The sequence below is a fragment of the Ramlibacter sp. PS3R-8 genome (assembly GCF_037572435.1).
GTDB lineage: Bacteria > Pseudomonadota > Gammaproteobacteria > Burkholderiales > Burkholderiaceae_C > Ramlibacter.
The window spans coordinates 55,893-81,765 of the sequence record NZ_JBBHGT010000005.1; the positions used below are offsets into that span (position 1 = coordinate 55,893).

General features: G+C 69.8%; 20 protein-coding genes. 14 read left to right on the forward strand and 6 right to left on the reverse strand.

Going from position 1 to position 25,873, the window contains the following annotated elements; genetic code table 11:
* Window positions 1–28: 28 nt before the first annotated feature.
* The gene (locus tag WG902_RS17120) at window positions 29–3,487 is read right to left on the reverse strand and encodes a transglutaminase family protein (protein WP_340061356.1); all 3,459 of its coding nucleotides are present in this window, start codon (window positions 3,485–3,487) and stop codon (window positions 29–31) included.
* A 288-nt stretch (window positions 3,488–3,775) separates the two neighbouring features.
* Between WG902_RS17120 and WG902_RS17125 the strand changes: the two genes are divergently transcribed.
* From WG902_RS17125 to WG902_RS17170, 10 genes are all read left to right on the forward strand, one after another.
* A complete protein-coding gene (locus WG902_RS17125; protein WP_340061357.1) occupies window positions 3,776–5,335 on the forward strand; it encodes a protein kinase domain-containing protein in 1,560 nt (519 codons plus the stop codon).
* Entirely contained in the window at window positions 5,335–6,174 is an 840-nt protein-coding gene (locus WG902_RS17130) for a serine/threonine-protein kinase (RefSeq protein WP_340061358.1), read from the forward strand. The genes WG902_RS17125 and WG902_RS17130 overlap by 1 nt, the downstream gene beginning before the upstream one ends.
* Complete coding sequence (locus tag WG902_RS17135; protein ID WP_340061359.1) at window positions 6,161–7,045, forward strand: response regulator; 885 nt, start codon at window positions 6,161–6,163, stop codon at window positions 7,043–7,045. The genes WG902_RS17130 and WG902_RS17135 overlap by 14 nt, the downstream gene beginning before the upstream one ends.
* Window positions 7,042–7,404: a response regulator gene (locus WG902_RS17140; protein ID WP_340061360.1), complete on the forward strand. Its 363-nt coding sequence runs from the start codon at window positions 7,042–7,044 to the stop codon at window positions 7,402–7,404. The genes WG902_RS17135 and WG902_RS17140 overlap by 4 nt, the downstream gene beginning before the upstream one ends.
* A gap of 16 nt (window positions 7,405–7,420) precedes the next feature.
* On the forward strand, window positions 7,421–9,622 hold the full coding sequence (locus WG902_RS17145) for a chemotaxis protein CheA (RefSeq protein WP_340061361.1): 2,202 nt from the start codon (window positions 7,421–7,423) through the stop codon (window positions 9,620–9,622).
* Between the two features lie 155 nt (window positions 9,623–9,777).
* Window positions 9,778–10,287, forward strand: a complete 510-nt coding sequence (locus WG902_RS17150; protein WP_340061362.1) for a chemotaxis protein CheW — start codon at window positions 9,778–9,780, stop codon at window positions 10,285–10,287.
* A 22-nt stretch (window positions 10,288–10,309) separates the two neighbouring features.
* On the forward strand, window positions 10,310–11,692 hold the full coding sequence (locus tag WG902_RS17155; protein WP_340061363.1) for a methyl-accepting chemotaxis protein: 1,383 nt from the start codon (window positions 10,310–10,312) through the stop codon (window positions 11,690–11,692).
* 26 nt (window positions 11,693–11,718) lie between these two features.
* Window positions 11,719–12,585, forward strand: a complete 867-nt coding sequence (locus tag WG902_RS17160; RefSeq protein ID WP_340061364.1) for a CheR family methyltransferase — start codon at window positions 11,719–11,721, stop codon at window positions 12,583–12,585.
* An 11-nt stretch (window positions 12,586–12,596) separates the two neighbouring features.
* Window positions 12,597–13,205 (forward strand): chemoreceptor glutamine deamidase CheD, encoded by a 609-nt coding sequence (cheD, locus tag WG902_RS17165; protein WP_340061365.1) that lies wholly within the window; start codon window positions 12,597–12,599, stop codon window positions 13,203–13,205.
* Window positions 13,202–14,260: a protein-glutamate methylesterase/protein-glutamine glutaminase gene (locus WG902_RS17170; RefSeq protein WP_340061366.1), complete on the forward strand. Its 1,059-nt coding sequence runs from the start codon at window positions 13,202–13,204 to the stop codon at window positions 14,258–14,260. Before cheD ends, WG902_RS17170 begins: the two co-directional genes overlap by 4 nt.
* Here the strand turns inward: WG902_RS17170 and WG902_RS17175 are convergent.
* On the reverse strand, window positions 14,257–14,448 hold the full coding sequence (locus WG902_RS17175) for a hypothetical protein (RefSeq protein WP_340061367.1): 192 nt from the start codon (window positions 14,446–14,448) through the stop codon (window positions 14,257–14,259). The two genes, WG902_RS17170 and WG902_RS17175, sit on opposite strands and share 4 nt — an antisense overlap.
* 220 nt (window positions 14,449–14,668) lie before the next feature.
* Here WG902_RS17175 and WG902_RS17180 point away from each other — a divergent pair, with 220 nt between their 5' ends.
* The 4 genes from WG902_RS17180 (at window position 14,669) to WG902_RS17195 (ending at window position 21,189) form a co-directional block, all read left to right on the forward strand.
* Window positions 14,669–17,110, forward strand: a complete 2,442-nt coding sequence (locus tag WG902_RS17180; protein WP_340061368.1) for a DNA internalization-related competence protein ComEC/Rec2 — start codon at window positions 14,669–14,671, stop codon at window positions 17,108–17,110.
* 62 nt (window positions 17,111–17,172) lie between these two features.
* Complete coding sequence (locus tag WG902_RS17185; RefSeq protein WP_340061369.1) at window positions 17,173–18,675, forward strand: circularly permuted type 2 ATP-grasp protein; 1,503 nt, start codon at window positions 17,173–17,175, stop codon at window positions 18,673–18,675.
* Between the two features lie 4 nt (window positions 18,676–18,679).
* Window positions 18,680–19,633, forward strand: a complete 954-nt coding sequence (locus WG902_RS17190) for an alpha-E domain-containing protein (protein WP_340061370.1) — start codon at window positions 18,680–18,682, stop codon at window positions 19,631–19,633.
* Window positions 19,630–21,189, forward strand: coding sequence for a tetratricopeptide repeat protein (locus tag WG902_RS17195; RefSeq protein ID WP_340061371.1), 1,560 nt, complete (start codon window positions 19,630–19,632; stop codon window positions 21,187–21,189). Before WG902_RS17190 ends, WG902_RS17195 begins: the two co-directional genes overlap by 4 nt.
* Before the next feature lie 83 nt (window positions 21,190–21,272).
* Here WG902_RS17195 and WG902_RS17200 read toward each other — a convergent pair whose 3' ends face one another.
* The 4 genes from WG902_RS17200 to WG902_RS17215 form a co-directional block, all read right to left on the reverse strand.
* Window positions 21,273–21,629 (reverse strand): STAS/SEC14 domain-containing protein, encoded by a 357-nt coding sequence (locus WG902_RS17200; protein WP_340061372.1) that lies wholly within the window; start codon window positions 21,627–21,629, stop codon window positions 21,273–21,275.
* A gap of 103 nt (window positions 21,630–21,732) precedes the next feature.
* Window positions 21,733–22,893: a lytic murein transglycosylase B gene (gene mltB, locus WG902_RS17205; protein ID WP_340061373.1), complete on the reverse strand. Its 1,161-nt coding sequence runs from the start codon at window positions 22,891–22,893 to the stop codon at window positions 21,733–21,735.
* A complete protein-coding gene (locus WG902_RS17210) occupies window positions 22,893–24,899 on the reverse strand; it encodes a transglutaminase family protein (RefSeq protein WP_340061613.1) in 2,007 nt (668 codons plus the stop codon). The genes mltB and WG902_RS17210 overlap by 1 nt, the downstream gene beginning before the upstream one ends.
* The gene (locus WG902_RS17215; RefSeq protein ID WP_340061374.1) at window positions 24,896–25,873 is read right to left on the reverse strand and encodes a DUF58 domain-containing protein; all 978 of its coding nucleotides are present in this window, start codon (window positions 25,871–25,873) and stop codon (window positions 24,896–24,898) included. Before WG902_RS17215 ends, WG902_RS17210 begins: the two co-directional genes overlap by 4 nt.

The following is a 25,873-nucleotide window of genomic DNA, read 5'->3' on the forward strand; positions in this document are numbered from 1 at the left end:
TTGCACCCCGGCGACGGCCGTGCGGCGCTCATCCCCGGGCGCGCCGCAGGTCCATCGTGAACGGGAATTCGCGGCTGCCCGGCACGTCGATGGTGGCCGGCGGTATCTCCAGCCGCCCGGGCGTGTGGCCCATGCGGAAGAAGCGCGCGAGCCGCCGGCTTTCGGCCTCGTAGGCGTTGACGGGGAACGTGGTGTAGTTGCGGCCCCCCGGATGCGCGACGTGGTACTGGCAGCCGGCGATGGAATGATGCATCCACGTGTCCACGAGGTCGAAGGTCAACGGCGCATGCACGCCGATGGTGGGATGCAGCGCCGATGACGGATGCCATGCGCGGTAGCGCACGCCGGCGACGAATTCGCCGGCGGTGCCGGTGGACTGCATCGGCAGCGCCCGGCCGTTGACCGTGACGACATAGCGGCTCTGGTTCAGGCCCGTCACCTTGACCTCGATGCGCTCCAGCGACGAATCGACGTAGCGCACGGTGCCGCCGGTGGCGCCTTCCTCTCCCATCACGTGCCAGGGCTCCAGCGCGTTGCGCAGCGTGAGCTCGACCCCCATGGCCTGGATCTCGCCGACCAGCGGGAAGCGGAACTCGAAGTGCGGCGCGAACCAGGCATCGTCGAAGGCGAAGCCGGCCAGCCGCATTTCGGCCAGCACGTCCTTCATGTCCATCCAGATGAAGCTGGGCAACAGCCAGCGGTCGTGCAGCTCGGTGCCCCAGCGCGTCACGGGCGCCCGATAGCTCTCCTTCCAGAACCGCGCCACCAGCGCGCGCAGCAGCAACTGCTGCGCGATGCTCATGCGCGCGTGCGGCGGCATCTCGAAGGCGCGCAGTTCCAGCAGGCCCAGCCGGCCCGTGCTGCTGTCCGGCGAATAGAGCTTGTCGATGCAGAACTCGCTGCGATGCGTGTTGCCCGTGACGTCCACCAGGATGTTGCGCAGCGTGCGGTCCACGAGCCAGGGCGGCATGGACTGGCCGTGCAGCTTGCGGCTGCGCTCGATCTCCTTGATGGCGATCTCCAGCTCGTACAACTGGTCGTTGCGTGCTTCGTCGACGCGCGGTGCCTGGCTGGTCGGCCCGATGAACAGGCCGCTGAACAGGTAGCTCAGGGCCGGGTGGTTGTGCCAGTAGACCAGCAGGCTGGCCAGCAGCTCCGGCCGCCGCAGGAAGGGCGAGTCGGCCGGCGTGGCGCCGCCCAGCACGAAGTGGTTGCCGCCACCGGTGCCGGTGTGGCGGCCGTCGGTCATGAACTTCTCGGCCGACAGCCGTGTCTCGAATGCGGCCTGGTACAGGAACTCGGTATGGTCCACCAGCTCGCGCCAGTTGTGCGCGGGGTGGATGTTTACCTCGATGACACCGGGATCCGGCGTCACCTGCAGCACTTTCAGGCGCGGGTCGCGCGGTGGCGGGTAGCCTTCCAGCACGATCTTCAGCCCCAGCTCCGCGGCGGTGGCCTCGACCCCGGCGAGCAGCTCCAGGTACTCCTCGAGGTGCGCCAGCGGCGGCATGAACACGTACAGCGCGCCGCTCTTGCCGCCGTGCTCGCGTTCGGCCTTCGGACCGTTGGCGCGCTGGGGGTCGCGCACTTCGACGCACATGGCGGTGCGGGTCACCCAGTGGGCGGACTCGAAGCGGTTGGGTTCGCGCACGCCTTCACCCGCGGGTCGGCCCGAGCCCATGCCAGTCCCGGCCTCGTCGCGCCGGTCCTGGAAAGCACGCGGCGCTTCGCCGGGCAGGCCCGCCGGCCCTTGCTGGTAACCGCTGCGCAGGGCGTCGTACGCAGGCAATGCGCCGGCCGGCGCCATCGGATCGCGTTCCACCAGGTACGGATAGTCCGCCTTGCCCACCCAGGGCAGGCTTTCGAGCGGCAGCCGGTATCCCATGGGCGAGTCGCCGGGGATCAGGTACATGCGATCGTCGCGGAAGTACCAGGGCCCCGTCGTCCACGGGGAGCCGCGCAGCGATGCGGTCCTGCCCTCGCTCGGCGCGATCGGCAACACGTAGCCCACCACCGCATCCAGCTTCTGCTCGAAGACGCGGCGCAGGCGCGTGCGCTCCAGTTCGTCCTCCAGCCGGGTGTCGAAGGGGTCCACGTTCACCGGCAGCTTGCGCTCGCGCCACAGGTAATAGAAGACGTCCTCGTAGCCGGGCCGGATGAACTGGTCGGTGATGCCCAGCCGGCCGGCCAGGCGGTGGATGAAGCGGCGCGCATCTTCGGCGGTGTAGTGCGTCGGCTGGCGTTCGTCGGCGAACAGCGCCGGGTTGTTCCAGCACGGCTGGCCGTCGGCGCGCCAGCAGATCGACAGGGCCCAGCGCGGGAGCTGTTCGCCGGGATACCACTTGCCCTGGCCGAAATGCAGGAAGCCGCCCCGGCCGTATTCATCGCGCAGCTTGTGCACCAGTGCGGTGGCGAAGCCACGCTTGGTGGGTCCGAGCGCGTCGGTGTTCCATTCGGCCGCGTCGCGGTCTTCCACCGCCACGAAGGTGGGCTCCCCGCCCATGGTGAGGCGCACGTCGCCCGCCTGCAACTGCCGGTCGACCGCGTCGCCCAGCGCCAGCACCTCCTGCCACTGCTCCTCGGTGTAGGGCTTGGTCACGCGCGGCGACTCGTAGATGCGCGTCACCTGCATGTGGTGCGCGAACTCCACCTCCGCTTCGTCGATCAGGCCTTCGATCGGCGCCGCGCCGGACGGCTGCGGCGTGCACGCCAGCGGAATGTGGCCTTCGCCGGCCAGCAGGCCGGAGGTCGGGTCCAGGCCGATCCAGCCGGCGCCCGGCAGGTAGACCTCGCACCAGGCGTGCAGGTCGGTGAAATCCACTTCGGTCCCGCTCGGCCCGTCCAGTGCCTTGACGTCGGACTTCAGCTGGATCAGGTAACCCGACACGAAGCGCGCGGCCAGGCCGAGCCGGCGCATCAACTGCACCAGCAGCCAGCCCGAGTCGCGGCACGATCCGCTGGCCAGCGCCAGTGTCTGCTCCGGCGTCTGCACGCCGGGCTCCATGCGGATCAGGTAGCGGACGTCGCCCTGCACCTGCTGGTTCAGGGCCACCAGGAAGTCGATGGTGGCGCGCGGCGTGCGGTCCACTTTCTGCAGGTACTGCTTGACCAGCGGGGTCAGCGGTTCGCACACAAGATAGGGCGCGAGCTCCTGCGCGACTTCGGGCGTGTATTCGAAAGGGAACTTGTCGGCGCTGGGCTCCAGGAAGAAGTCGAACGGGTTGTAGACCGCCATCTCCACGACCAGGTCCACGGTCACCTTGAATTCGGTCGTCTTCTCGGGAAACACCAGCCGCGCCTGGAAATTGGCGAACGGGTCCTGCTGCCAGTTGGTGAAGTGGCCGGCCGGTTCGACCCGCAGCGAATACGAGATGACCTTGCTGCGGCAATGCGGCGCGGGACGCAGCCGCACCGTCTGCGGTCCCAGGTTCACCGGCCGGTCGTATTTGTAATGGGTGACGTGATTCAGCGCGGCATGGATGGACATATCCATTGATCGTAGCAACAGGCAGGCCAGGCGGGACGGGCTGGTGGCAAGTCCGGCTGTCGCGTGTGCAAGGCCGGTCGGCGGGCGCCGCGGCGGCAGTTCGAAACCGGTGTTGCGCCGGGGCCGCTACAAGAGGGTCAAGTCGGGTGTGTCGTGAGAAAGTTCCTGCCTTTCCTTGTGCGTCGCGCACCAACTCGACTAGCATGTAACCAAATGCGACAACCTGTCGAAGCCCGTTCCGCCGTTGTGGCGCCTGTCGCGTCCAGCGAGTTCGCGCCTTCCTCGCAAATGGCTTCCACCCTGGATCCCAGCGGCGTCCAGGCCGGGGCCACCGTGTCGACCTTCGTCTACGCGCGGCTGCACCACTTCTCGACCGTGTGCAACGCGATGAGCGGCGACCAGGCGGCCTCGTTCGTCAACGAAGTGCGGCGGATGCTGACCGAGGCGGTCCAGAAGCTCGGCGGGGAAGTGTCGCAGCGCCGGCCGGACTCGATCCTGGCCGTGTTCAACAACAAGCCGGAAGAAAAGCCCAACCACGCGCAGCGCGGCCTGCACGCGGCCATCCTGGCGGTGCACGACGCAGTCCAGTTGGCGCAGGTGGTGGCGAGCCGGCCCGAGTTCTCGGGGCTGCCGATGCTCACGCTGGCGTGCGGCGTCCACCTGGGCGTTGCCGAACTTTCGCGGCGCGCCAGCGGCAAGGTCCATGCGGCCGGGGAAGCCGTGGAAGTGGCGCGCCTGCTGGAAGTCACGGCCATGGATCTCGGCTGGAGCGTCGCCACGTCGGCCGGCACCCGGCTGGCGTCCGCCGGCCGGGCGGAGGGCGGCCGCATCGGCTCGGTCAGCCTGCCGGACAACAGCTTCATCGACATCGTGGAAGTCACGGGCCTGGTGCAGCGCAAGGGCTCCAGCACGCCGCCGCGCGTCTTCGAAATGCTGCGCGAGTCGCTGCGGCAGAACTCGCAGGCGCGCAAGCGCACTTCCGGCGCCGCCGCGCCCGGGCATTCGCATGTGCCGTCGCTGCCTGCGCAGCAGGCGGCCGCCGCGTCCGGCATGAACTTCCTGATCGAAGGCTACCGGGTGCTGCGCAAGATCGGCGAGGGCGGCATGGCTTCGATCTTCCTGGTGCAGGCCGCGGAAGGCGGCGTGCCGCAGGTGCTGAAGGTCATGCGGATGGAAAAGGCCGTGGAGGCCGACGGCCTGCAGCGCTTCATCCAGGAATACGCGCTGCTGGCGCAGATCGATCACCCCAACGTGGCGCGGATCTTCCGCCAGGACTTCTCGGTGTCCAACGCGTACATCGCCATGGAGTACTTCCCGCAGGGCGACCTGCGCTCGCGCATGAAGGCCGGCAACATCGACCCGCCGACCGCGCTCTCCTACATCAAGCAGACGGCCGCCGGCCTCGGGGCGATCCACGACGTCGGCATCGTCCACCGCGACCTGAAGCCCGACAACCTGATGCTGCGGCAGGACGGCAGCCTGGCGCTGGCCGACTTCGGCGTGGCCAAGCAGGTGTCGATGAAGATCACGGACACCGGCGACGGCGACATCGTGGGCACCCCTTACTACCTGAGCCCCGAGCAGGCGCTCGGCCAGCCGGTGGATGCGCGCTGCGACATGTACAGCCTGGGCGTGCTCGCCCATGAACTGCTCACCGGACGCAAGCCCTACCACGCGAGTTCCGCCCAGGAGCTGCTGCACCTGCACGTGCACGCGCCGGTGCCGCTGCTGCCGCCGCAGCACGCGCACCTTCAGCACGTGATGGAAAGCATGATGGCCAAGGACCGCGAGCAGCGCTATCCGTCGGCCCGCCTGCTGCTCGACGACCTGGCCCAGCTGGGGGTGTGATGCACTCGGCCGCCCTCTCCATCCAGGCCCTTTCCACGGGCGCCTCGCAGCGCGAGGAACCGCCGCAGGTTCCGGGCTTCCGGCTGCAGCGCCTGCTGGGACGCGGCCGCCGTTCCGCCGTCTGGCTGGCCCATCACCTGCGCCAACCCGGCGACCTGGCCCTCAAGCTGCAGCAGGGACCTTGCGCGTTCGACCGCGAAGCGATCCTTGCCGCGCGCGCGGCGGGTCCCGGCTTGCTGCAAGTGCACGGCCATGGCAAGGCCGGCGCCTGGAAGTGGCTGGCGATGGAATACCTGCCGGGCGGTGACCTCGCGGCCCGCCTGAGCGTCGGCGTCGATCCGCAGGAAGCGGTGGAGCTGATCGAGCACGCCGCGCGCGGCGTCGCCCAGTTGCACCGCAAGGGTCTCGTGCATCGCGACGTGAAGCCGGCCAACTTCCTGGTGCGGTCGAACGGGGTGCTGGTGCTGGCCGACCTCGGGCTGGCGGCCGAAGCCGGGCGACGGGGTGCGTCGATCGACGACGGCCGCGTGCTCGGAACGCCGCGCTACGCGGCACCCGAACAGTTGCAGGGCGCGCCGGCCGCGCCCGCCGCCGACGTCTACAGCCTGGGCGTGATGCTGCAGGAGATGCTGACCGGCCGGCCGCTCTTCACCGGAACGACGTTGATGGAGGTGGTCTCGCAGCAGCTGGTGGCGCAGCCGCCGCGGCTGTCCGGCCCGGCGGCGGCGTTGCAGCCGCTGGTGGACCGGATGCTTTGCAAGGAAGTGAATCGCCGCCTGCCGGATGCGGAAGCGGTGCTCGGCCTGTTGGGCCAAGGTGGACTACGTGACCCTGAATGAACAATACCTGGTCGATGTGATCGGGTTCAACCCCGTGGAGCGCTCGATGCTTGCCAGCATCTTCGCGCTCGCCGCGCGGCGCGATCCCGGCTTCGTGCAGTACGACCCTGCAGCCACCGTGGCGGGAGCGGCGGACATCTACCTGGTGGATGCCGAGAACACCGAGGCCATGAGCGAGTTCCGCACCCTCAGCAAGCGGGCCAACCTGCCTGCCGTCATGGTGGGCGCGGGCGTCGACAGCATGGGCTTTCCGCTGCTGCCGCGGCCGCTGCAGTGGGCCCGCCTGCTGCAGGCCCTGGAAGAAACGGTGAGCGCGGCGACCGGCAAGTCCGGCGGCGGCAAGGACGACGAAGGCGGCACGCTGCCCCTGAATCGCCCGCTGTCCGCCAGCGGCGCCGGCCGTTCCGGCGCCGGCGGCTCGACCCCGGCGCCGCTGGATGCGGCCGCCGCCAAGAAACGCGCCCTCGGCGACACCGTGCTGGTGGTGGACGACAACGCCTCGGTGCGCATGTTCATGAAGGCCAAGCTCGCCCCGTTCAACTTCGAAGTGGACTTCGCCGAGACCGGCGAGGAGGCCGTGGGCCTGACCGGATCGCGCGAATACACCTGCGTGTTCCTGGACGTGGTGCTGCCCGGCATCGACGGCTACCAGGTCTGCAAGCTGATCAAGGCCAACAAGCAGGCGATCAAGAAGACCGCGGTGGTGATGCTGACCAGCCGCAGCTCGCCCTTCGACAAGCTGCGCGGCTCTCTGGCCGGCTGCGACGAATACCTGACCAAGCCGCTCGACGAGGACCGCCTCCTCGAGGTCATCGCCCAGTTCCTTCCTTCCAGCCGCAAGCGCGAAAAATCCCGGAGCAGCAAGCCATGAGCAAATCCATCCTGGTGGTCGACGACACCCGCTCCATGCGGGCGATGGTCGCCGCGGTGCTGCAGGGCGCGGGCTACGAAGTGGCCGAGGCCGGTGACGGCGTCGAGGCGCTGGAGCTGGCGCGCACGCGCGTGTTCGACCTGGTGGTGACCGACCACAACATGCCCCGCATGGACGGCGTGACGCTGGTGGGCGAGCTGCGCGCGCTGCCCAACTACGACGCGGTGGCGCTGATCGTGCTGTCCACCGAAGCCAGCCCGGAGCTCAAGCAAAAGGGCCGCGAGGCCGGCGCCACCGGCTGGATGGCCAAGCCCTTCGATCCCCAGCGCATGCTGGACGTCGTCGGCAAGTTCATCTGAAGGTACGGAGAACCAGATGTTCCAGTCCGCCAACAGCTTCGGCGACCCGGCCGCCTTCCGCACCATCTTCTTCGAGGAAGCGCAGGAGCACCTGGCGAACGTGGAGGCGATCCTGCTGCGCCTGGACATCGATGCGCCGGCGCCGGACGACCTGAATGGCATCTTCCGCGCCGTGCACTCGATCAAGGGCAGCGCGGCGATGCTGGGCTGCTCGGAAATCGCGGCCCTCACGCACCTGCAGGAGAACCTGCTGGACCTGCTGCGCAAGGGCGAGCGGCCCATCGCCGGTGAGGACATCGACGCCATGCTGCGGGCCGGCGACACGCTGCGCTCGCAGGTGCTGCACCGCCGCGGCCTGCTGGCGCAGGCGCCGGACGCGAGCGACGCCGAGTCGCTGCTGCGCGACCGGGTGGCGCAACCTTCCACCGACGCGCGCAACGGCGAGTCCGGACCCGTGACGCGCGACTTCCGCGTGCACCTTGGCCCGCTGGCCACGCCGATCGACGAGATCGAACTGGACATGATGCTGACCGGCCTGTCCGACATGGGTGCCATCAGCAACACCGTGGTGGACAACCGCGACGGGGGCAGCGTCGGCTTCGACGTGCAATTGCAGGGCGCGATGGCGGACCTGCAGAGCGTGCTGTCGCTGGTGGTCGCGCCCGAGCTCATCGCCATCGAAAACCTCGCCGACGCCGCGGCGCTCCCCGAGGTCGCCGCGCCCGCCCCGGCGGAGGACACGGCGGCTGCGCCCGCGCCGGCAGCCGCGCCCGAGGCGGCCGCATCGGCATCGGCCCAGGCCCAGGAACTGGACGAGTTCTTCGTCGACCCGGCCGAGTTCCGCCGCATGGCGCAGGAGCGCGCCACGCTGCCGCAGCCGGCGGACTTCGCCGCCGAGGAACACAAGGACTCCGCGCCGGTGGACCTGTTCGTCTCGCCCGAGCAGTTCAAGAAGGAGCGCGCCGCCAAGGCGCCGGTGGCGCCTGCGGCGGCGCCGCAGCAGGACGTGCTGCACGACCTGATGCCCACGGCCCACGAGACCACTTTCATCCGGGTGTCCACCGAGAAGATCGACCTGCTGGTCAACCTGGTGGGCGAACTGGTGATCACCGAGGCGATGCTCGCGCGGACGGGCACGCTGGAGGAAACCGTTGACGACGGCCGCTACGCCAACACCGGCCTGGCCGACCTGTCGCGGCACACCCGCAACCTGCAGGAGGCGGTGCTCGCCATCCGCATGCTGCCGATCTCCAACGTGTTCCAGCGCTTTCCGCGCGTGGTGCACGAGCTGGCGGCGCGCCTGGGCAAGAAGGTGGAGCTGAAGATGTTCGGCGAGACCACCGAACTGGACCGCGGCCTGATCGAGAAGATCTCGGATCCGCTGACCCACCTGGTGCGCAACGCGATCGACCACGGACTGGAGCCGCCGGACGTGCGCCTTGCGGCCGGCAAGCCCGCCGCCGGCACGGTCACGCTCAAGGCCAGCCAGCGGGGCGGCAACATCGTCATCGAAGTCAGCGACGACGGCCGCGGCATGAACCGCGAAGCCATCCTCGCGGGCGCCCGGCGCCGCGGCATCGCGATCTCGCCCGACGCGCCCGACCACGAAGTCTGGCAGGTCGTGTTCGAGGCCGGTTTCTCCACAGCGCAGACGGTGACCGACGTGTCCGGCCGCGGCGTCGGCATGGACGTGGTCCGGCGCAACATCCAGTCGCTCAGCGGCACGGTGGACCTGCAGTCGGTGCACGGCAAGGGCACGCGCGTGACGGTCAGCGTGCCCTTGACGCTCGCGATCATGGAGGCGATGACCATCGGCGTCAGTGGCGAAACCTATGTGCTGCCGCTGGCGTGCGTCGTCGAGTCCCTCAGCGTGACGGCCGAAGAACTGCATGCGTTGCCCGGCCACGGCGAAACGCTGCGCGTGCGCGACGAGTACCTGCCGGTGCTGCACCTGGCGCGCCTGTTCCCGCCGCGCAATCCGCGCGAGCAGGGCAACGGCATCGCGGTGATCCTGGAAACCGATGGCTGCAAGGCCGCCCTGCTGGTGGACGAACTGGTCGGCCAGCAACAGGTGGTGGTCAAGAGCCTGGAGACGAACTTCCGCAAGGTGCCCGGACTCGCCGGCGCCACCGTGATGGGCGACGGCTCGGTCGCGCTGATCCTGGACGTGGCGCACCTGGTGCGCGTCACCGGGCGCGACGGAGCGTTGTTCCTGTAACACATTCGCGGCGACCGGCGGCGCGTCCTGGGCAGCGAGCGGCGGGTCCGGAGAAAACCGCACGCCAGGCACTTGTAACCATCCTTAACTGATTGCAACACGCGCGCGTAGCTGGCATTCTCGCAAGGAATGTCCGGCCCCACGGAGAGACAAATATGCAAAGCCACCTGCCCGCCGCGAGCCGATCCGCCCAAGCCCTGGCGGATGCGAACGCCAGCGAGTTCCTGACCTTCCGCCTCGGCGCCGAAAGCTACGGCATCGAGATCCTGAAAGTGCAGGAGATCCGCGGCTACGAGCCGCCCACCTCCATCGCCAACGCGCCCGCGTTCATCAAGGGCGTGATCAACCTGCGCGGCGTGATCGTGCCGATCCTGGACCTGCGCATCAAGTTCCAGCTGAGCGAAGCCAACTACGACGAGTTCACCGTCGCGATCATCCTCAACGTCGCCGGCCGCGTTGTCGGCGTGGTGGTCGACTCGGTGTCCGACGTGCTGACGCTGTCGGGCGACGCCATCCGGCCGACCCCGGAGTTCGCCTCGGCGACCTTCGACACCAAGTACATCACCGGGCTGGGCACGGTGGACGAGCAGATGATCATCCTGCTCGACATCGAAAAGCTGATGACCGGCGCCGACATGGCCCTGGTCGACGGCGCGCTTCACTAACCCGCAAAGAACGGGAGACACCGTGGCCGGACAGCTTGCAACGCACGAAGTGGACCGGACGGCCTTCGGCCTGTTCCGGCGCTCGACCATCCGCGTCCGGCTGACCATCGCCTTCCTGGTCGCCGCGATCTTCATCGCGGCGCTCGGCCTGATCGGCGCCTGGCAACTGCAGGAGCTGGCCGACGTGGCCGCGAGCCGCCCGGCGCCGGACGTGCTGGCCGACGCGACGCGCGCCGCCCAGGCGCTCCTCCTGGCCGTCTGCGGCACGATGTTCGTGGCGGCGTTCGTGATCTGCTATCCGCTCACGCTGCACATCGTCAAGCCGATCCGGGTGGCGGCCCGGATCGCCACCCGCGTGGCCGCGGGCGATCTCACCGTGAAGGTGCGCACCGGCGGCTCCGACGAGGCGGCGCAACTGATGCAGGCGCTGGCCGACATGACCGTGAACCTGCGCGGCATCCTGGGCAACGTGGTGAGCGGCGCCCATTCGGTCGCCGACACCAGCGGCCGCATCGTGCAGGGCAACCTGGACCTGTCGCAACGCACCGAGGAACAGGCCACCACGCTGGAGGAGACCGCCAGCTCCATCGAGCAGCTCACGTCCACCGTGGCGCAGAACGCCGAACATGCGCGCCAGGCCAGCCAGCTCGCATCCGGCGCCGCCGACGTGGCGCGCCGCGGCGGGGAAGCCGTCGACCAGGTGGTGCACACCATGGACGAGATCTCCGATGCGTCCCGCAAGATCACCGACATCATCGGCGTGATCGACGGCATCGCCTTCCAGACCAACATCCTGGCGTTGAATGCCGCGGTCGAAGCCGCGCGCGCCGGCGAGCAGGGCCGCGGGTTCGCGGTGGTCGCTGCCGAAGTGCGCAGCCTGGCGCAGCGCAGCGCCGCCGCCGCGCGCGAGATCAAGGGGCTGATCGCCGAATCGGTGCACAAGGTCAACACCGGCTCCAGCCTGGTCGATACGGCCGGCCACACGATGGTGGAAGTGGTGCTGTCGGTGGAAAAGGTCAGCGCGCTGATCGCCGAAATCGCCCAGGCCAGCCAGGAACAGAGCGCCGGCATCGGCCAGGTGAACACCGCCATCGGCCAGATGGAGCGCGTGGTCGAACGCAATGCCTCGATGGTGGAGCAGGCGACGCAGGACACCGAAGCCATGAACGCGCAGGCCGCGGCGCTGCTGCAACTGGCGCGTGGTTTCCGCCTCGACGCCGACGTGGCGGTGCTGGATGTCGACGTGCAGCGCGCCGGCCCGGCGACCTCCGTCGCCACCGCGACGATCGCTCCCATCCGGTATGCCAGGAAGGCTGCGCCGAAGCTGGCGACGCCGAAGGCGCCGCCATCGCCCAGGCGCGCCGCGGGCGGGGGCAACGGTACCGGGGACTGGTCCGAATTCTGATTGCCTGTAGTACCCGAAAGGCTTTCGTGCGCACCCCGGCTTCCGCAGGCAACCTGGCCCTGTCCCCCGACCTTGCCTTGGGCGCGGACCCGTCCGTGGTCTTCAGCGAGCGCGACTTCAACACCGTGCGGCAACTCATCGCCGAATACGCGGGCATCAAGTTGAGCGTCCAGAAGCGCAACATGGTCTACAACCGGCTGCTGCGGCGCCTGCGCGCCCACCAGCTGAACGACTTTGGCCATTACCTGCAGCTCGTCACCGGTGACGCCGCCGGCGAGCGCGAGGCTTTCGTCAATGCGCTGACCACCAACCTGACCGCCTTCTTTCGCGAGCCGCACCATTTCGACTTGCTGGCGGTGCGGGCCCGCGAGCACGCCGCCAGGCGCGGCGCGCTGCGCTGCTGGAGCAGCGCCTGCTCCACCGGCGAAGAGGCCTGGTCGATCGCCATGGTGCTGCGCGAGGCGGGCTGCGCGGGCGACGTGCTCGGCACGGACATCGATACCGACGTGCTGGAGACGGCGAAGTCCGCCGTCTACCGCATGGAGCGCACCTCGGGCCTGCCGCCGGAGCGCCTGCGCCGGCATTTCCTGCGCGGCACCGGCGCCAACGACGGCCTGGCCAGCGTGCGGCCGGAGCTGCGCGCGATGGTGCGCTTCGCGCAGCTGAACCTGCAGTCGCCGGTGTGGCCGGCGCAGGAGCGCTACGACGTCATTTTCTGCCGCAACGTGGTGATCTACTTCGACCGCGAGTTCCAGAAAAAGCTGCTGCAGCGGCTGGCCGACCTGCTGGTGCCGGGCGGGCTGCTGATGGTGGGCCACTCCGAAAGCTTCCCCGCCGCGCACCCCGGCTTCCGCTCCTGCGGGCGCACCGCCTACGAACGCCTGGTCGGCTAGTGGCGGCATCCGTGACCGCCTCCGCCGCACCGCTGCAGTACCTCGATCGCGAGTTCGGCCTGCCGGCCGTGAAGATCCTGCCAGGGCAATGGCATGCGGCCCGCGGGGACGTCGCCATCACCACCGTGCTGGGCTCCTGCGTGTCCACCTGCCTGTGGGACCCGGTGGAGCGCATCGGCGGCATGAACCACTTCATGTTGCCGGGGGACCGGCCGAGCGCGCAGTCCGCCTGGACGGACTCGGCACGCTTCGGCGTGTATGCGATGGAAGTGCTGATCAACGACATGCTCCGGCTGGGGGCCGACCGCCGCCGGATGGTGGCCAAGGTGTTCGGCGGCGCGCAGCTGCTCGCCGGCTTCGGCCGGCTGGACGTGGGCGCGAAGAATTCGGAGTTCGCCCTCGAATTCCTGCGGGTCGAGGGGATCCGCCTGCTGGCCAAGGACCTGATGGACGTCTACCCGCGCAAGGTGCACTTCCTGGTCGACAGCGGCAAGGTGCAGGTCAAGCGCCTGGAGCTGGCGCCCGGCGAGACGGTGCAAAAGCGCGAACGCGAATACCTGTCCCGGCTGGCCGGCCGCCGCGGCGGCGGCGACGTCGAGATGTTCAGGGCGCCGCGATGATCCGCGTCCTCGTCATCGACGATTCGGCGGTGATGCGCGCGTTCCTCGGGCGGGTCGTGCAGTCGCAGCCGGACATGGAGCTGATGGGCGTGTCGCCCGACCCGGTGCTGGCCTTCGACCGCATTCGCCGCGGCGCGCCCGACGTGATCACGCTCGACGTCGAGATGCCGCGCATGAACGGCCTCGACTTCCTGCGCAACCTGATGGCGATCCGGCCGATCCCGGTGATCATGATCTCGTCGCTGACGCGGCAAGGCGCCGAGACCACCATGAAGGCGCTGGAGCTGGGCGCCGTGGATTTCTTCCCCAAGCCTTCGAGCTTCGGCGAACTGGAAGGCACCGCGCACGAAATCGCCGAGAAGATCCGTGCCGCCTCCAACGCGAAGGTCGGGCGCCGCGGCGGCCGCGCCTTCCCGCCGAGCGGCCTGTCGCCGCTGCCCAAGTCGCCGTTCCCGAGCGCCTCGCACCCGGCCGCCGCGGGCGCGGTGCAGCGCGTCATCGGCATCGGCGCCTCCACCGGCGGCGTCGAGGCCTTGCGCACCGTACTGAGTGCGCTGCCGCCGAACATGCCGCCGATCCTGATCGCGCAGCACATGCCCGCCGGCTTCACCGAAACCTTCGCGCGCCGGCTCGACACGCTGTGCGACATCCACGTCAGGCAGGCCGAGGATGGCGACGTGGTGCAGCCCGGCGTGGCGTACATCGCCCCGGGCGGGCGCCACCTGATGCTGACGCGGCGCGGCGCCGCCTACTTCACGCGCGTGACGGACGATCCGCCGGTGAACCGGCATCGCCCCTCGGTCGACACGCTGTTCCGTTCGATCGCCCGCACCATGGGCAAGCAGGCCATCGGCGTGATGCTGACCGGCATGGGAGGCGACGGCGCGGATGCGATGCTGGAGATGAGCCAGAGCGGCTCGTACACCATCGCCCAGGACGAGGCGAGCTGCGTCGTCTTCGGCATGCCGCGGCAAGCCATCGCGGCCGGCGGCGTGCGGGAGGTCGCTGCGCTGTCCGACATCGCGGCGCGCATGGAGTCGCTGGCGCTCGGCTAGTCCTGGTCCGGCTCGACCAGTTCCTGGAACAGGCGATCGGCCTCCGCCCGCAGTTGCGCAGCCGTGCGGAACAGTTCTGCGACCCTGGGGTCCTGTGCGGCCTGCCCGATGGCAGCGACCTTGGCCTCCGCTTCCACCGCGGCGCGGTCAGCAGTCTCCCACTTGATCCTGGCGTCTTCTTTGGTCATGGCGGGTCTGCGTAGGGATGCCGTATCTTGGTGCAACTGGCCCGGCGTGGGGGTCGGCTTGTCATCAGTCTTCGCGTAAGGACAGGAACGAAGCGGTACTGGCGGCTTTGTCCTACGGCGGGACTTCCGGTGGGTCCTACAGCCGAGCCACGCGCACTTCTTGACGGGCGCACCCCCTAGCTGAAGGAGGGCTGCCACGGGAGCGGCGCGTTGAGCGGGGGTGAGTGCCCGCGCCTTCCCCACCCGCGGTGCAGCGATCGCGCCCTTCCTGGCCGGAGTGGTGCTCGGCGCTGCATTGCAACTGCAGCAGCCGCGCCTGTGGGACTGGGGATGGTATGCGGGGGGTGTCGCGGCGGCGCTGCTGGCCCTCGGCGTCCTGGCGCGCCTGCGGGGCCGGGCCATGCGCTGGCTGGCCATCGCCTTGGCCGCCACGACGCTCTCCGCGGCTGCCACCGGCTGGCGCGCGGCTTCGTTCGCAGCCGGCGGGCTGGACCCGGCGGTGGAAGGCCGCGACGTCGTCGCCACCGGCCTGGTCGCCTCGCTGCCGCAGCGTGACGAAACCGGCGTGCGCTTTCGCTTCCAGGTCGAATCGGTCACCCTGGACGGCGCCGCAATGCGGTTGCCGCGGCACTGGATCCTGGGCTGGTATGGCGGCGCCGAGGTAGGCGCGGACGGCCGCGCCGAATTGCAGCGCGCGCCCGCCGAACTGACGCCCGGGGATCGCTGGCGGTTCACGGCGCGCTTGAAGGCACCGCACGGGCATGTCAATCCGCGCGGTTTCGACTACGAGCTGTGGTTGTGGGAGCAGGGCGTCCAGGCCACCGGCTATGTGCGTGCCGGCCCGAAGGACGCGCCGCCGCAGCGGCTGGCGGCCACCTGGCGCAAGCCCGTCGAGCAGGCCCGCCTGCGCGTGCGGGATGCGATCTTCCGGCAGGTGGAGGACGCGCGGTTGGCCGGCGTGCTGGCGGCGCTGGTGGTGGGTGACCAGTCCGCCATCGAACGGGCCGACTGGGAAATCTTCCGCGCCACCGGTGTCGCGCACCTCATGAGCATCTCGGGCCTGCACGTCACCATGTTCGCCTGGACGGCCGCGGCGCTGGTCGGCGCACTCTGGCGCCGCAGCGGGCGCCTCTGCCTGCTGTGGCCGGCGCAGCACGCGGGCCTGGCCGGCGGGGTGTTGCTGGCGGCGTCCTATGCGTTGTTCAGCGGCTGGGGCGTTCCGGCCCAGCGCACGGTGTGCATGCTCACCGTGGTGGCGCTGCTGCGGCTGGGCGCGCGCGACTGGCCCTGGACGTGGGTCTGGCTGCTGGCATGCGCCGCGGTCGTCGCGGTGGATCCGTGGGCGCTGACGCAAGCCGGATTCTGGTTGAGCTTCGTCGCAGTGGGCGTGCTGTTCGCCACGGGGCGCCGCGCGGACGCCCACGCCGGCGTGGGCGCGGCGCAGCGCGCCTGGCGGGCGTTCGTGGCGATGGTGCGCGAGCAGTGGGTCGTGACGGTCGCCCTCACGCCGCTGTCGCTGTTGCTGTTCGGGCAGGTGTCCCTGGTCGGCCTGCTCGCCAACCTGCTGGCCATTCCGTGGGTGACCCTGGTGGTCACGCCCATCGGGCTGGCGGGCGTGTTCGTGCCGCCGCTGTGGCGCGCCGGCGCGGTCGCCGTCGATGGGCTCGCGGCCGTCCTGGATCTCCTGGCTTCGCTTCCGTTCGCCACGTGGTCCTCGCCCGCGCCACCGCTGTGGGCCGGTGCCGCCGGAGTGGCCGGCGGCATCCTGCTCGCCGCGCGGCTGCCATGGCCGGCGCGCTTGCTGGGGCTGCCCTTGTTGCTGCCGGTGCTGTTGTGGCAGGCGCCCCGGCCGGCGCCCGGGGCCTTCGACGTGCTGGCCGCCGATGTCGGCCAGGGCAATGCCGTCGTGGTGCGGACGGCGTTTCATACCCTGGTGTACGACGCCGGGCCGGCCTATGGGCGCGACACGGACGCCGGGCAGCGCGTGCTGGTGCCGTTGCTGCGCGCCGGCGGCGAGACAGTGGACACCCTGGTCCTCAGCCACCGGGACGCCGATCACACGGGCGGCGCCGTCGCCGTGCTGCGCATGCAGGCGCAAGCGCGCCTGCTCAGCTCGCTGGAGGAGACGCATGCGCTCCAGGCCTTGCGCCGCTCGCAGCGGTGCCAGGCCGGCCAGCGCTGGACGTGGGACGGCGTGGAGTTCGCCATCCTGCATCCAGCCGCCACCGACTACGCGATCGCGGGCCGGCCGAACACGCTGAGCTGCGTCCTGCGCGTGGGCAACGGCAGCGCGCGGGTCCTGCTGGCCGGCGACGTCGAGAAAGCCCAGGAGGCCCTGCTGGCGCTCGACCCGCAGGCGCTGCGCGCCGACTTGCTGCTGGTGCCGCACCACGGCAGCAAGACGTCGTCGACGCCAGCCTTCCTGGACGCGGTGCGCCCGGCGCTGGCCGTCGTCCAGGCCGGCTACCGCAACCGCTTCGGGCATCCCGCGGCGGAAGTGATGGAGCGCTACCGGGTTCGCAATATCGCCGTGGAAAGCTCGCCGCATTGTGGTGCGGCCGCCTGGCATTCCGACCGACCCCGGCAGCTGCGTTGCGAGCGGGCAAGCGCGCCGCGCTACTGGCACCACCATGCGTCGCCGCCCGTTGCGCGCACCAACTAGCGGCGGTTGCGCCCTCCCGGCGGCCTGGAAGTTGCTATCCTCTTGCCGAGGAACACGCACTTATGCAGAAATTCGACGAGATGTTCGCCCAGCTGCCCGGCGATGGACCGGTCCAGTTCCAGACGCAGTCCATGGGCGGCATGTCGCAGTCACAAGTGCAGGGCGTGCGCGACCATTACCGCACCTACGCCCAGTGGCTCGGCCGCCAGCCGCAGGAGATGATGCGGTCGCGGCGCGAAGAAGCCGAGATGATCTTCCGCCGGGTGGGGATCACCTTCGCCGTCTACGGCGCCAAGGATGAGGACGGCTCGGGCACCGAGCGGCTGATCCCCTTCGACCTGATCCCCCGCATCATCCCGGCGGCCGAGTGGCGCTGGATGGAAAAAGGCCTGGTGCAGCGCGTCACGGCCCTGAACCGGTTCATCCACGACGTCTACCACGGCCAGGAGATCCTGAAGGCCGGCGTCGTCCCCCGCGAGCAGATCATCGGCAACACCCAGTTCCGCCAGGAGATGGTAGGCGTGACCGTGCCGAACCACATCTACTCGCACATCGCCGGCGTGGACATCGTGCGGGCGCCCGACGGCCAGGGCAAGGGCGGCGGCGAGTACTTCGTGCTGGAGGACAACCTGCGGGTGCCCAGCGGCGTGAGCTACATGCTGGAAGACCGCAAGATGATGATGCGGCTGTTCCCCGACCTGTTCAGCGCCCACCAGGTGGCGCCGGTCATGCACTACCCGGACCTGCTGCTGGAGACGCTGCGCGCATCCGCCCCGTCCACGACCGACGACCCGACGGTGGTGGTGCTCACCCCCGGCATGTACAACAGCGCCTACTTCGAGCACGCCTTCCTGGCCCAGCAGATGGGCGTGGAACTGGTCGAAGGGCAGGACCTGTTCGTCAAGGACAACTTCTGCTACATGCGCACCACGCGCGGTCCGCGCCGGGTGGACGTGATCTACCGGCGGGTGGACGACGACTTCCTCGACCCGCTCGCCTTCCGGCCGAACTCCACGCTGGGCACGGCCGGCCTGCTGAACGTGTATCGCGCCGGCAATGTCTCGCTGTGCAATGCCGTCGGGACGGGCATCGCCGACGACAAGTCGATCTATCCGTACGTGCCGAAGATGATCGAGTTCTACCTCGGCGAGAAGCCGATGCTGTCGAACGTGCCGACCTACATGTGCCGCGTCAAGGACGACCTCGCGTACGTGCTGGCCAACCTGAAGGACCTGGTCGTCAAGGAGGTGCACGGCGCCGGCGGCTACGGCATGCTGGTGGGGCCGGCCTCGACGAAGCAGGAGATCGAGGACTTCCGCAAGCACATCGAGGCCAAGCCCGAGGGCTACATCGCCCAGCCGACGCTGGCGCTTTCGAGCTGCCCGACCTTCGTCGAAAAGGGCATCGCGCCGCGCCACATCGACCTGCGGCCCTTCGTGTTGTCCGGCAAGGACGTCCAGATGGTGCCCGGCGGCCTGACGCGCGTGGCGCTCAAGGAGGGCTCGCTGGTCGTCAACTCCTCGCAGGGCGGCGGCACCAAGGACACCTGGGTGCTGGAGGTATGACGCCATGCTGAGCCGCACCGCCGACCACCTGTTCTGGATGTCGCGCTACACCGAGCGGGCGGAGAACACCGCGCGCATGCTGGACGTGAATTACCAGACCTCGCTGCTGCCGCAGTCCGCCGCCGTCTCCAAGGTGGGCTGGCAGGGCATGCTGTCCATCAGCGAGCTGATGCCGGCCTACCAGGCCAAGCACGGCGACGTCGAGCCGCAGCGCGTGATGCAGTTCATGGTGCGCGACGAGAGCAACCCGTCGTCCATCGTCTCGTGCCTGCGCGCGGCGCGCGAGAACGCGCGGGCCGTGCGCGGTTCGCTGACCACCGAGGCCTGGGAGACCCAGAACCAGACCTGGCTGGAGATCAACCGCATGCTGGCAGCCGGCGACTTCGAGCGCGATCCGGGGCAGTTCTTCGAATGGGTCAAGTTCCGCTCGCACCTGTCGCGCGGCGTGACGGTGGGGACCATGTTGATGGACGAGGCGCTGCATTTCATGCGCCTGGGCACCTTCCTCGAACGCGCCGACAACACGGCGCGGCTGGTGGACGTGAAGTTCCACGCGGTGCAGAGCGACTTCTTCGGCACCGCCAGCGAGAAGGACCAGGAATACGACTTCTACCACTGGAGCGCCATCCTGCGCAGCGTCTCCGGCTTCGAGATCTATCGCAAGGTGTACCGCGACGTGATCAAGCCCGAGCGCGTGGCCGAACTCCTGATCCTGCGCGCCGACATGCCGCGCTCGCTGCATGCCAGCCTGAACGAGGTGGTGAGCAACCTCGCCCTGGTGGGCGGCGACCAGTCGTCCGAGACGCAGCGCCGCGCCGGCCGGCTGCGCGCCGAGCTGCAGTACGGCAACATCGAGGAGATCCTGGCCAACGGCCTGCACGCGTTCCTGACGCAGTTCCTCGACCGCGTGAACGACCTGGGCGCGCGCATCAGCCGCGACTTCCTCCTGCCCGCGTGACAGCGCACCAGGGCCCGGCGCTGCTGGCCGGCGGCCGCTTCCACGAAGCGCTGGCCCTGTATGCGCAGGCCCTGCGCCAGCAGCCGGACTCCCTTGCAGCCCGCATCGGCCTGGCACGGGCGTGCGCCGGCACCGGCGATGTGCCCGCCGCCATCGCCTGGGTTGCCGATGCGGTGCGCATCGCCCCCGAGTCGGTGGAGCCGCTGCAGTTGCTGGCCGACCTGCTGCTGTCGCAGCAGTCGTTTGCGCAGGCGTTGCCGCACTACCGCGACCTGTTGCAGCGGTTCCAGGCCCGCAGCGCCGGCAACTTCCTGCATGCGGCCTTCTGCGAGGAAAACACCGGTGACGCCGAAGCCGCGGCTGCGCTGTACCGCCAGGCGCTGTCCGTGCAGCCGGACCTGCTGGAGGCGCACGTCGACCTGGCGGGCGTGCTGTGGCGGCTGGAGGACTTTGAAGGATCGCTGCGCCATGCGCAACGCGCCGTGGCGATCGCTCCGGGCAATGCCTTCGCGCAGCGCATCCTCGGCACCGCCTTGCTGAACCTGAACCGGCTGGACGAGGCGGAGCGGCAACTGCGGCACGCATTGGCCTTGCAGCCCGGCTTCGCGGTCGCGGAGCTCGACCTCGCGTTCACCCTGCTGCTCGCCGGCCGCTTGCCAGAGGGATGGCAACCGTACGAGGCGCGCTGGCGCGATGGCCGTCTCCGCCGCCCGGCATTCTTCCAGCCCGCCCGTGAATGGCCGGGGCGGCAGGTGCCGCTGGCGGGCCAGCGAATCGCGGTCTATGGCGAGCAAGGATGGGGCGACGTGCTGCAGTGCCTGCGCTTCCTGCCGCAATTGCAGGCGCTCGGCGCCGACGTCGCCTGCGCGGTGGCGCCGGAGCTGGTGCCGCTGGTGGAGGCCAGTTTTCCCGGCGTGCCGTGCGCGGGCCCGGGGCGCGACCTGCGCGTGCAATGGCATGCGGCCCTGATGGACGTGCCGGGACGGCTGGGCGTGACGCTCGACACGATTCCGGACTCGGTGCCTTACCTGCGCGCGCCGCAGGCGGCGCGGGAGCGCTGGTCGGTGCGGCTGCAGCCATGGGCCGGACGGCGCAAGGTGGGGCTGGCCTGGTGCGGCTCGCGCGTGCAGGTCAACAACCGCAACCGCGCCATGCCCTACAGCCTGCTGCGCCCGCTGGCGCAGGCCCCCGGGGTGCAGTGCTTCAACCTGCAGAAGGGCGACGCCGGTGCGTGGACGGATGTCGCGCCGGATGCGCGCGAGCTGGTCGACCTGACAGGCGACTGGACGGACTTCGGCGAGAGCGCGGCGATGCTCGAGCAGCTGGACCTGGTGGTCACCGTCGACACCGCCATCGCTCACCTGGCCGGCGCGCTGGGCAAGCCCGTATGGATCCTGCTGGGGCCGAATGCGGACTGGCGCTGGTTGCTGGAGCGCGAGGATTCTCCCTGGTACCCCACTGCGCGCCTGTTCCGCCGCGGCTTCGGCGAAGACCGGGCAGCGCAGGCCGCGCGCGTGCGCGCGGCGTTCAGCGAGTGGTTGGCGTCTCCCCCGTAGGCCGGAGGTGAGCGCGCAGCCGAACCCCGGCGTGACGTCGCACCACAAATTCAACGCCCGGCCTACGAGCATGGCGTCCCCAACTACGAAAGCAACCACGCCACAGCCTCCCCCTCATCCCCGAACACGCACAGGTCGATGCCATTGCGGCGGGCCGCGCGCTGGCTGATGCGGGTGATGCGCGCGGGCGGCACCACGGAGGCGATCTTGTCCATGTGCGACAGGCTGGATGCCGCCTCCTCGCCGATGCGGAACTGCTCGAGCTGCGAAAACTCCGTCTCGACGCCGCGCAGGTCCACCAGGGTCGCGGTCTGCTCCCAGGTCTCGCTCTCCACGCCGAGCAGGTGGATCATCGACAGCATCTGCCCGATCGAAGGATTGCCCGAGAGCGCGACCCTGACGAACCGCGCCTTCTGGTCGATGACGACATCGAAGTTCATGGCGCTTCCCATTGTCCGGAGATACGCAGCGCGTGGTGATGCGGATGTCACGGCGCAAGGCCGTTCATCAATCGGTTACCGAAGTAACGCGGGATTCCGGCCGTCAGCGGCTGCTGGCGGTGGTTCGGCCCATGGCTTCCTTGACTTCGCGGCCCAGTTCGATCACCGACATCGCGTAATAGCTGGACCAGTTGTAGCGTGTGATCACGTAGAAGTTCTCGGTGCCGGCCACGTAGGTCGGCGGGTCGCCGCCGTTCTGCAATTCGATCAGCGCCAGCGGCCCCTTGTGGTCCAGCGCCGCGCCTTCCAGCACGGCTCCCTTGGCCTGGAAGCTCGCCACGCCGAAGGTCGGCAGGATGTCAGGCGCCATCAGCGCTTCCATGTCCAGCTTCTCGGCGTCGAAGCGCACCGGGTAATGCGTCGGCATGCCGGGGTTCCAGCCATAACCCTTGAAGTAATTGGCCACCGAACCGATCACGTCGTCGATGCTGCTCACGAGGTCGATCGTCTTGTCGCCGTCGTAATCCACGCCCCAGCGCGCCACGCTGCTCGGCATGAACTGTGGCATGCCCCAGGCGCCAGCGTAGCTGCCCACCGGGCGCAGCGGGTTGGTGCGCTGGGCCGAATGCGTGGCGAGGAACTGCTCCAGCTCGCCGCGAAAGTACTGCCTGCGTTCCGCGGCACGCGGGTGGCTGTCCGGAAAATCGAACGACAGCGTCGCCAGCGCATCGAGGATGCGGAAGTCGCCGAGCTGCCGGCCATAGATCGTCTCCACGCCGATGATGCCGACGATGATCTCCGGCGGCACGCCGAATTCCTCCGACGCCCGCTGCAGCGTGCGCTCGTGCTCCTGCCAGAAGCTCACCCCGGCCTGGATGCGGACGGCGTCGATGAAGCGGCTGCGGTAGATGCGCCAGTTCTTCGGCTGCGTTGCCGGCGCGGGCTGCATCAGGCGCGAGACCACGGACAGGTTCTGCGCCTGCCCGATCATCTTGCGCACCCAGTCCGGCTTCAGGCCGCGCTTTTCCGCGATCTCGTCGGCAAACTGCATCGCGTCTTCCCGCTGTGCGTACGGCGGGCCGCGCCGCTGCGCGGAACTGTTCGCGGCACGGGCGGCCTGCGCGGGCTTGACTCCCTTGGCCAGGGAGGCGGCGGCGCGCGCGGCCGGCGCCTCCTCGGCCACGGCGGGTTGGGCATGCACCGCGGCGGGCAGGACGAGCAGGGCGGCCCACAGGGCGGGCCGGGGGAAACGAAGTCGGGACATCAATGGGGCCAGGAAAGCTGTTGGAACTCCCGCCGCAAGGCGGGCAAGTCGGCTCCCGGCACGCGCGCATACCGCTGTGCTTCGAGTTTCAGGAGCCATTCCACGCATCCTCGCGCATCCGCGCCAAAGCGTGTGGTGACGAGTTTCGCGATTTCGCGCGGTGGTGTCGCGGCGCCCGTTTCCAGCCCTGCCTGCCGCAGGCGTTTGCGCGCGCGCGCCAGCAGCCTCAGCCATGGGTCGTGCTGCAGGCGGTCCCACCAGCTCCAGAGGGCGCCGAGCAGCGCCACGATCACGATCACGCCGATCAGCACGCGGCTCAAGTCTTCCCAGCCCGGCGACTCGAAGCCCAGGTTGCGCAGGATGTTGAGCTGCCGGCTCTGGGTGTAGTTCAGGATCCACTGGTTCCAGCCGTTGTTCATGGCCTCCCAGGTGGAGCGCAGGGTGGCGGACAGCGTGGGGTTCACCGTGTCCATGGCGGTGGCGAACACCCCGCGCGGCGCGCTCAGGCGCTGGAACATCCCGGTGCGCCCCGGCGCCACCACCGCGGTCGGGTCGACCCGGACCCAGCCGCGCGTTTCCAGCCACACCTCGGTCCAGGCGTGCGCATCGCTTTGCCGCACCACCCAGTAGCCGTCCACCCGGTTCAACTCGCCGCCCTGGTAGCCGGTGACGACGCGGGCCGGGATGCTCATGGCGCGCATCAGCACGACAAAGGCGGAGGCGATGTGCTCGCAGAAGCCCTGCTTGTTGTCGAACCAGAATTCGTCCGCCGTGTGCTCCCCGTACACGCCGGGCTCGAGGGTGTAGGTGTAGCCGCCGGTGCGCAACTGGTGCAGCCCGGCCTGGATCAGGGACAGCGCGTCGCCGGACGGGTTCTCGCGCATCAGGCGGCCGGCGAGTTCCAGCGTGCGCGGGTTGAACCCGGGCGGCAGGTTGCTGTATTCCGGCAGCACGGAGATGCGTTGCTGCGGGCCGTGGCGGAAGTTGACGTGGCTGACCGCCTGGTAGCGCAACAGGTCCACCACCGGCCGCGAGGACACCCACTGCAGCTCGCTGGTCATGGCGGTCTGCAGGTTGGGCGCCAGCGGCGCCTGCGTTCCCGCGTCCAGCGTCAGCAGCCAGGGCCGGTTGTTCGGCTCCAGGGTGACCTCGTAGCGGATCCCCGTGCCGAAGGCCACCAGCTGGGGGTCGCCCAGCTGCGGCGGCGGAAAGCGCAGCATCGCGCGCGCCATCAGGGGGCGCCATTCGCGGCCGTCGAACTCGCTGAGCACGGGTCCGCGGAAGTACAGGTCGCGCTGCGCCGGCGCCGGGCCTTCGAACTTGACGCGGAAGGCGACGCTTTCGTCCAGCGCCAGCGAGGCGATGTTGCCCACCTGCATCTGCGCCGACAGGCCGCTGCGTCCGCTCATGGCGTCGCCGGGGATGCCCCACAGGGGCGCGATGCGGGGAAACAGCACGAACAGCACCGCCATCACCGGCGCGCCGAGCAGCGCCATCCAGCCGGCGATCCGGGCGGCCTCGCGCAGCGGCGGGCGGCCCACCGGCATATGGGCGTTGACCAGCGCCGTCAGCAGTCCGAGCAGCGCCAGCAGCATCGCCGCGGCTACGGCGAGCGACTGCGAGAAGAAGAAGTTCGTGAGCATCGTGAAGAAGCCCAGGAAGAAGATGACGAAGGCGTCGCGCCTGGCGCGCAGCTCCAGCGTCTTGAGCGCCAGCAGCGCCACGATCAGCGTCACGCCGGCGTCGCGGCCGAGCAGCGTGCGGTGCGTCAGCCAGGTGCCGGCCAGCGCCACGCCCAGCAGCGCGAGCAGCCACCACCGAGAGGGCAGCGGCTGCGCGCGCACGGCCAGCGTGGCGCGCCAGGCCAGCACGATGGCCACCAGCGCCGAGGTCCACCAGGGCAGGTTCGCCACGTGGGGCACCACCACCCAGCCGATCACCAGCAGCAGGAACAGCGTGTCGCGGCCGTCGCGCGGCAGCGAGGCCAGGCGGGCGATGGGGTTCAGCACAGGGCCAGCGCCTCCAGGCACCGGCGCTTGTGCGCCTCGCCATTGCCGGGCTGCACGCTCTGGCCTGGCAGGCGCAAGCCATAGTCCTGCCCCATCTTGTCCGCCTGCAGGACCCATGCGGCCAGGCGCGAGATGCGCGCCTCGCGCTCGCTCAGGCCGGTTTGCGCGTGATCGAGCCAGAGCTCGTGGCGCTGGGCCTGCAAGGTGTCGCGGCTGACGAGTTCGTCGGTCTTGGCGGCCTTCTTCCAGACCACCAGCTTGAGCGGGTCGCCGCGCCGGTAGGCGCGCACACCCTCGAACTCGCCCGTGTTCTGCACCTTCGACATGGCGGTTCCGCCGGAGCGCGGCTCGCCCGCAGGCAGCGGCGGCGGCATCGGTTCCGGCCGCGGGTACACCAGCACCTGGGCGGCCGGCCGCCACACGGTCCAGACGCGGAAGGTGCCGAGCGGAAAGCGCGTCTCGGCCGTGAGCGGCGGCACGCGGTGCAGGCCGCGGCGGTCGGGACGGAAGGCGACCTGCACCGTGCAGCTCCCCTGGGCCGGCACATCGGTCCACGTCCAGTGGTCTTCGTGCGTGGCGTCCAGCACCGCCAGGCCGATGCCGTGGCGCACCTGGTTGCGGCTGTTGCCCAGCACCACCGACAGCGTGGCGCTGGCGCCGGCGAACTGCGCCGGCGGCGCCAGCAGGATCAGCGTGAGCCCGCGCAGCGTGGCATGGCACACGTGCATGCCGGCGACGGCGCTGCCGGCCAGCAGGAAGGTCAGGAGGTAGCCGAGGTTCAACTGGTAGTTGATGGAGCCGACCAGCAGCACCAGCAGCGTGAGCCCCAGCATGAAACCCGGGCGCGTCGGCAGGATGTACACGTTGCGCTGCGTCAGCGTCAGCGTGTCGGACAGCGGCAGGCGCGCCTGCCACCATTGGCGAAAGCGGCGCCGGACGAAGCCGGCCGGGTCGAGGACCGTGGCGTCCAT

Coding starts and splice junctions, on each gene's coding strand:
- WG902_RS17190 (WP_340061370.1), top strand. CDS start 18,680: ATGCTGAGCCGCACCGCCGACCACCTGTTCTGGATGTCGCGCTACACC.
- WG902_RS17215 (WP_340061374.1), bottom strand. CDS start 25,873: ATGGACGCCACGGTCCTCGACCCGGCCGGCTTCGTCCGGCGCCGCTTT.
- WG902_RS17125 (WP_340061357.1), top strand. CDS start 3,776: ATGGCTTCCACCCTGGATCCCAGCGGCGTCCAGGCCGGGGCCACCGTG.
- WG902_RS17170 (WP_340061366.1), top strand. CDS start 13,202: ATGATCCGCGTCCTCGTCATCGACGATTCGGCGGTGATGCGCGCGTTC.
- WG902_RS17200 (WP_340061372.1), bottom strand. CDS start 21,629: ATGAACTTCGATGTCGTCATCGACCAGAAGGCGCGGTTCGTCAGGGTC.
- WG902_RS17185 (WP_340061369.1), top strand. CDS start 17,173: ATGCAGAAATTCGACGAGATGTTCGCCCAGCTGCCCGGCGATGGACCG.
- WG902_RS17130 (WP_340061358.1), top strand. CDS start 5,335: ATGCACTCGGCCGCCCTCTCCATCCAGGCCCTTTCCACGGGCGCCTCG.
- WG902_RS17120 (WP_340061356.1), bottom strand. CDS start 3,487: ATGTCCATCCATGCCGCGCTGAATCACGTCACCCATTACAAATACGAC.
- mltB (WP_340061373.1), bottom strand. CDS start 22,893: ATGTCCCGACTTCGTTTCCCCCGGCCCGCCCTGTGGGCCGCCCTGCTC.
- WG902_RS17145 (WP_340061361.1), top strand. CDS start 7,421: ATGTTCCAGTCCGCCAACAGCTTCGGCGACCCGGCCGCCTTCCGCACC.
- WG902_RS17175 (WP_340061367.1), bottom strand. CDS start 14,448: ATGACCAAAGAAGACGCCAGGATCAAGTGGGAGACTGCTGACCGCGCC.
- WG902_RS17150 (WP_340061362.1), top strand. CDS start 9,778: ATGCAAAGCCACCTGCCCGCCGCGAGCCGATCCGCCCAAGCCCTGGCG.
- WG902_RS17140 (WP_340061360.1), top strand. CDS start 7,042: ATGAGCAAATCCATCCTGGTGGTCGACGACACCCGCTCCATGCGGGCG.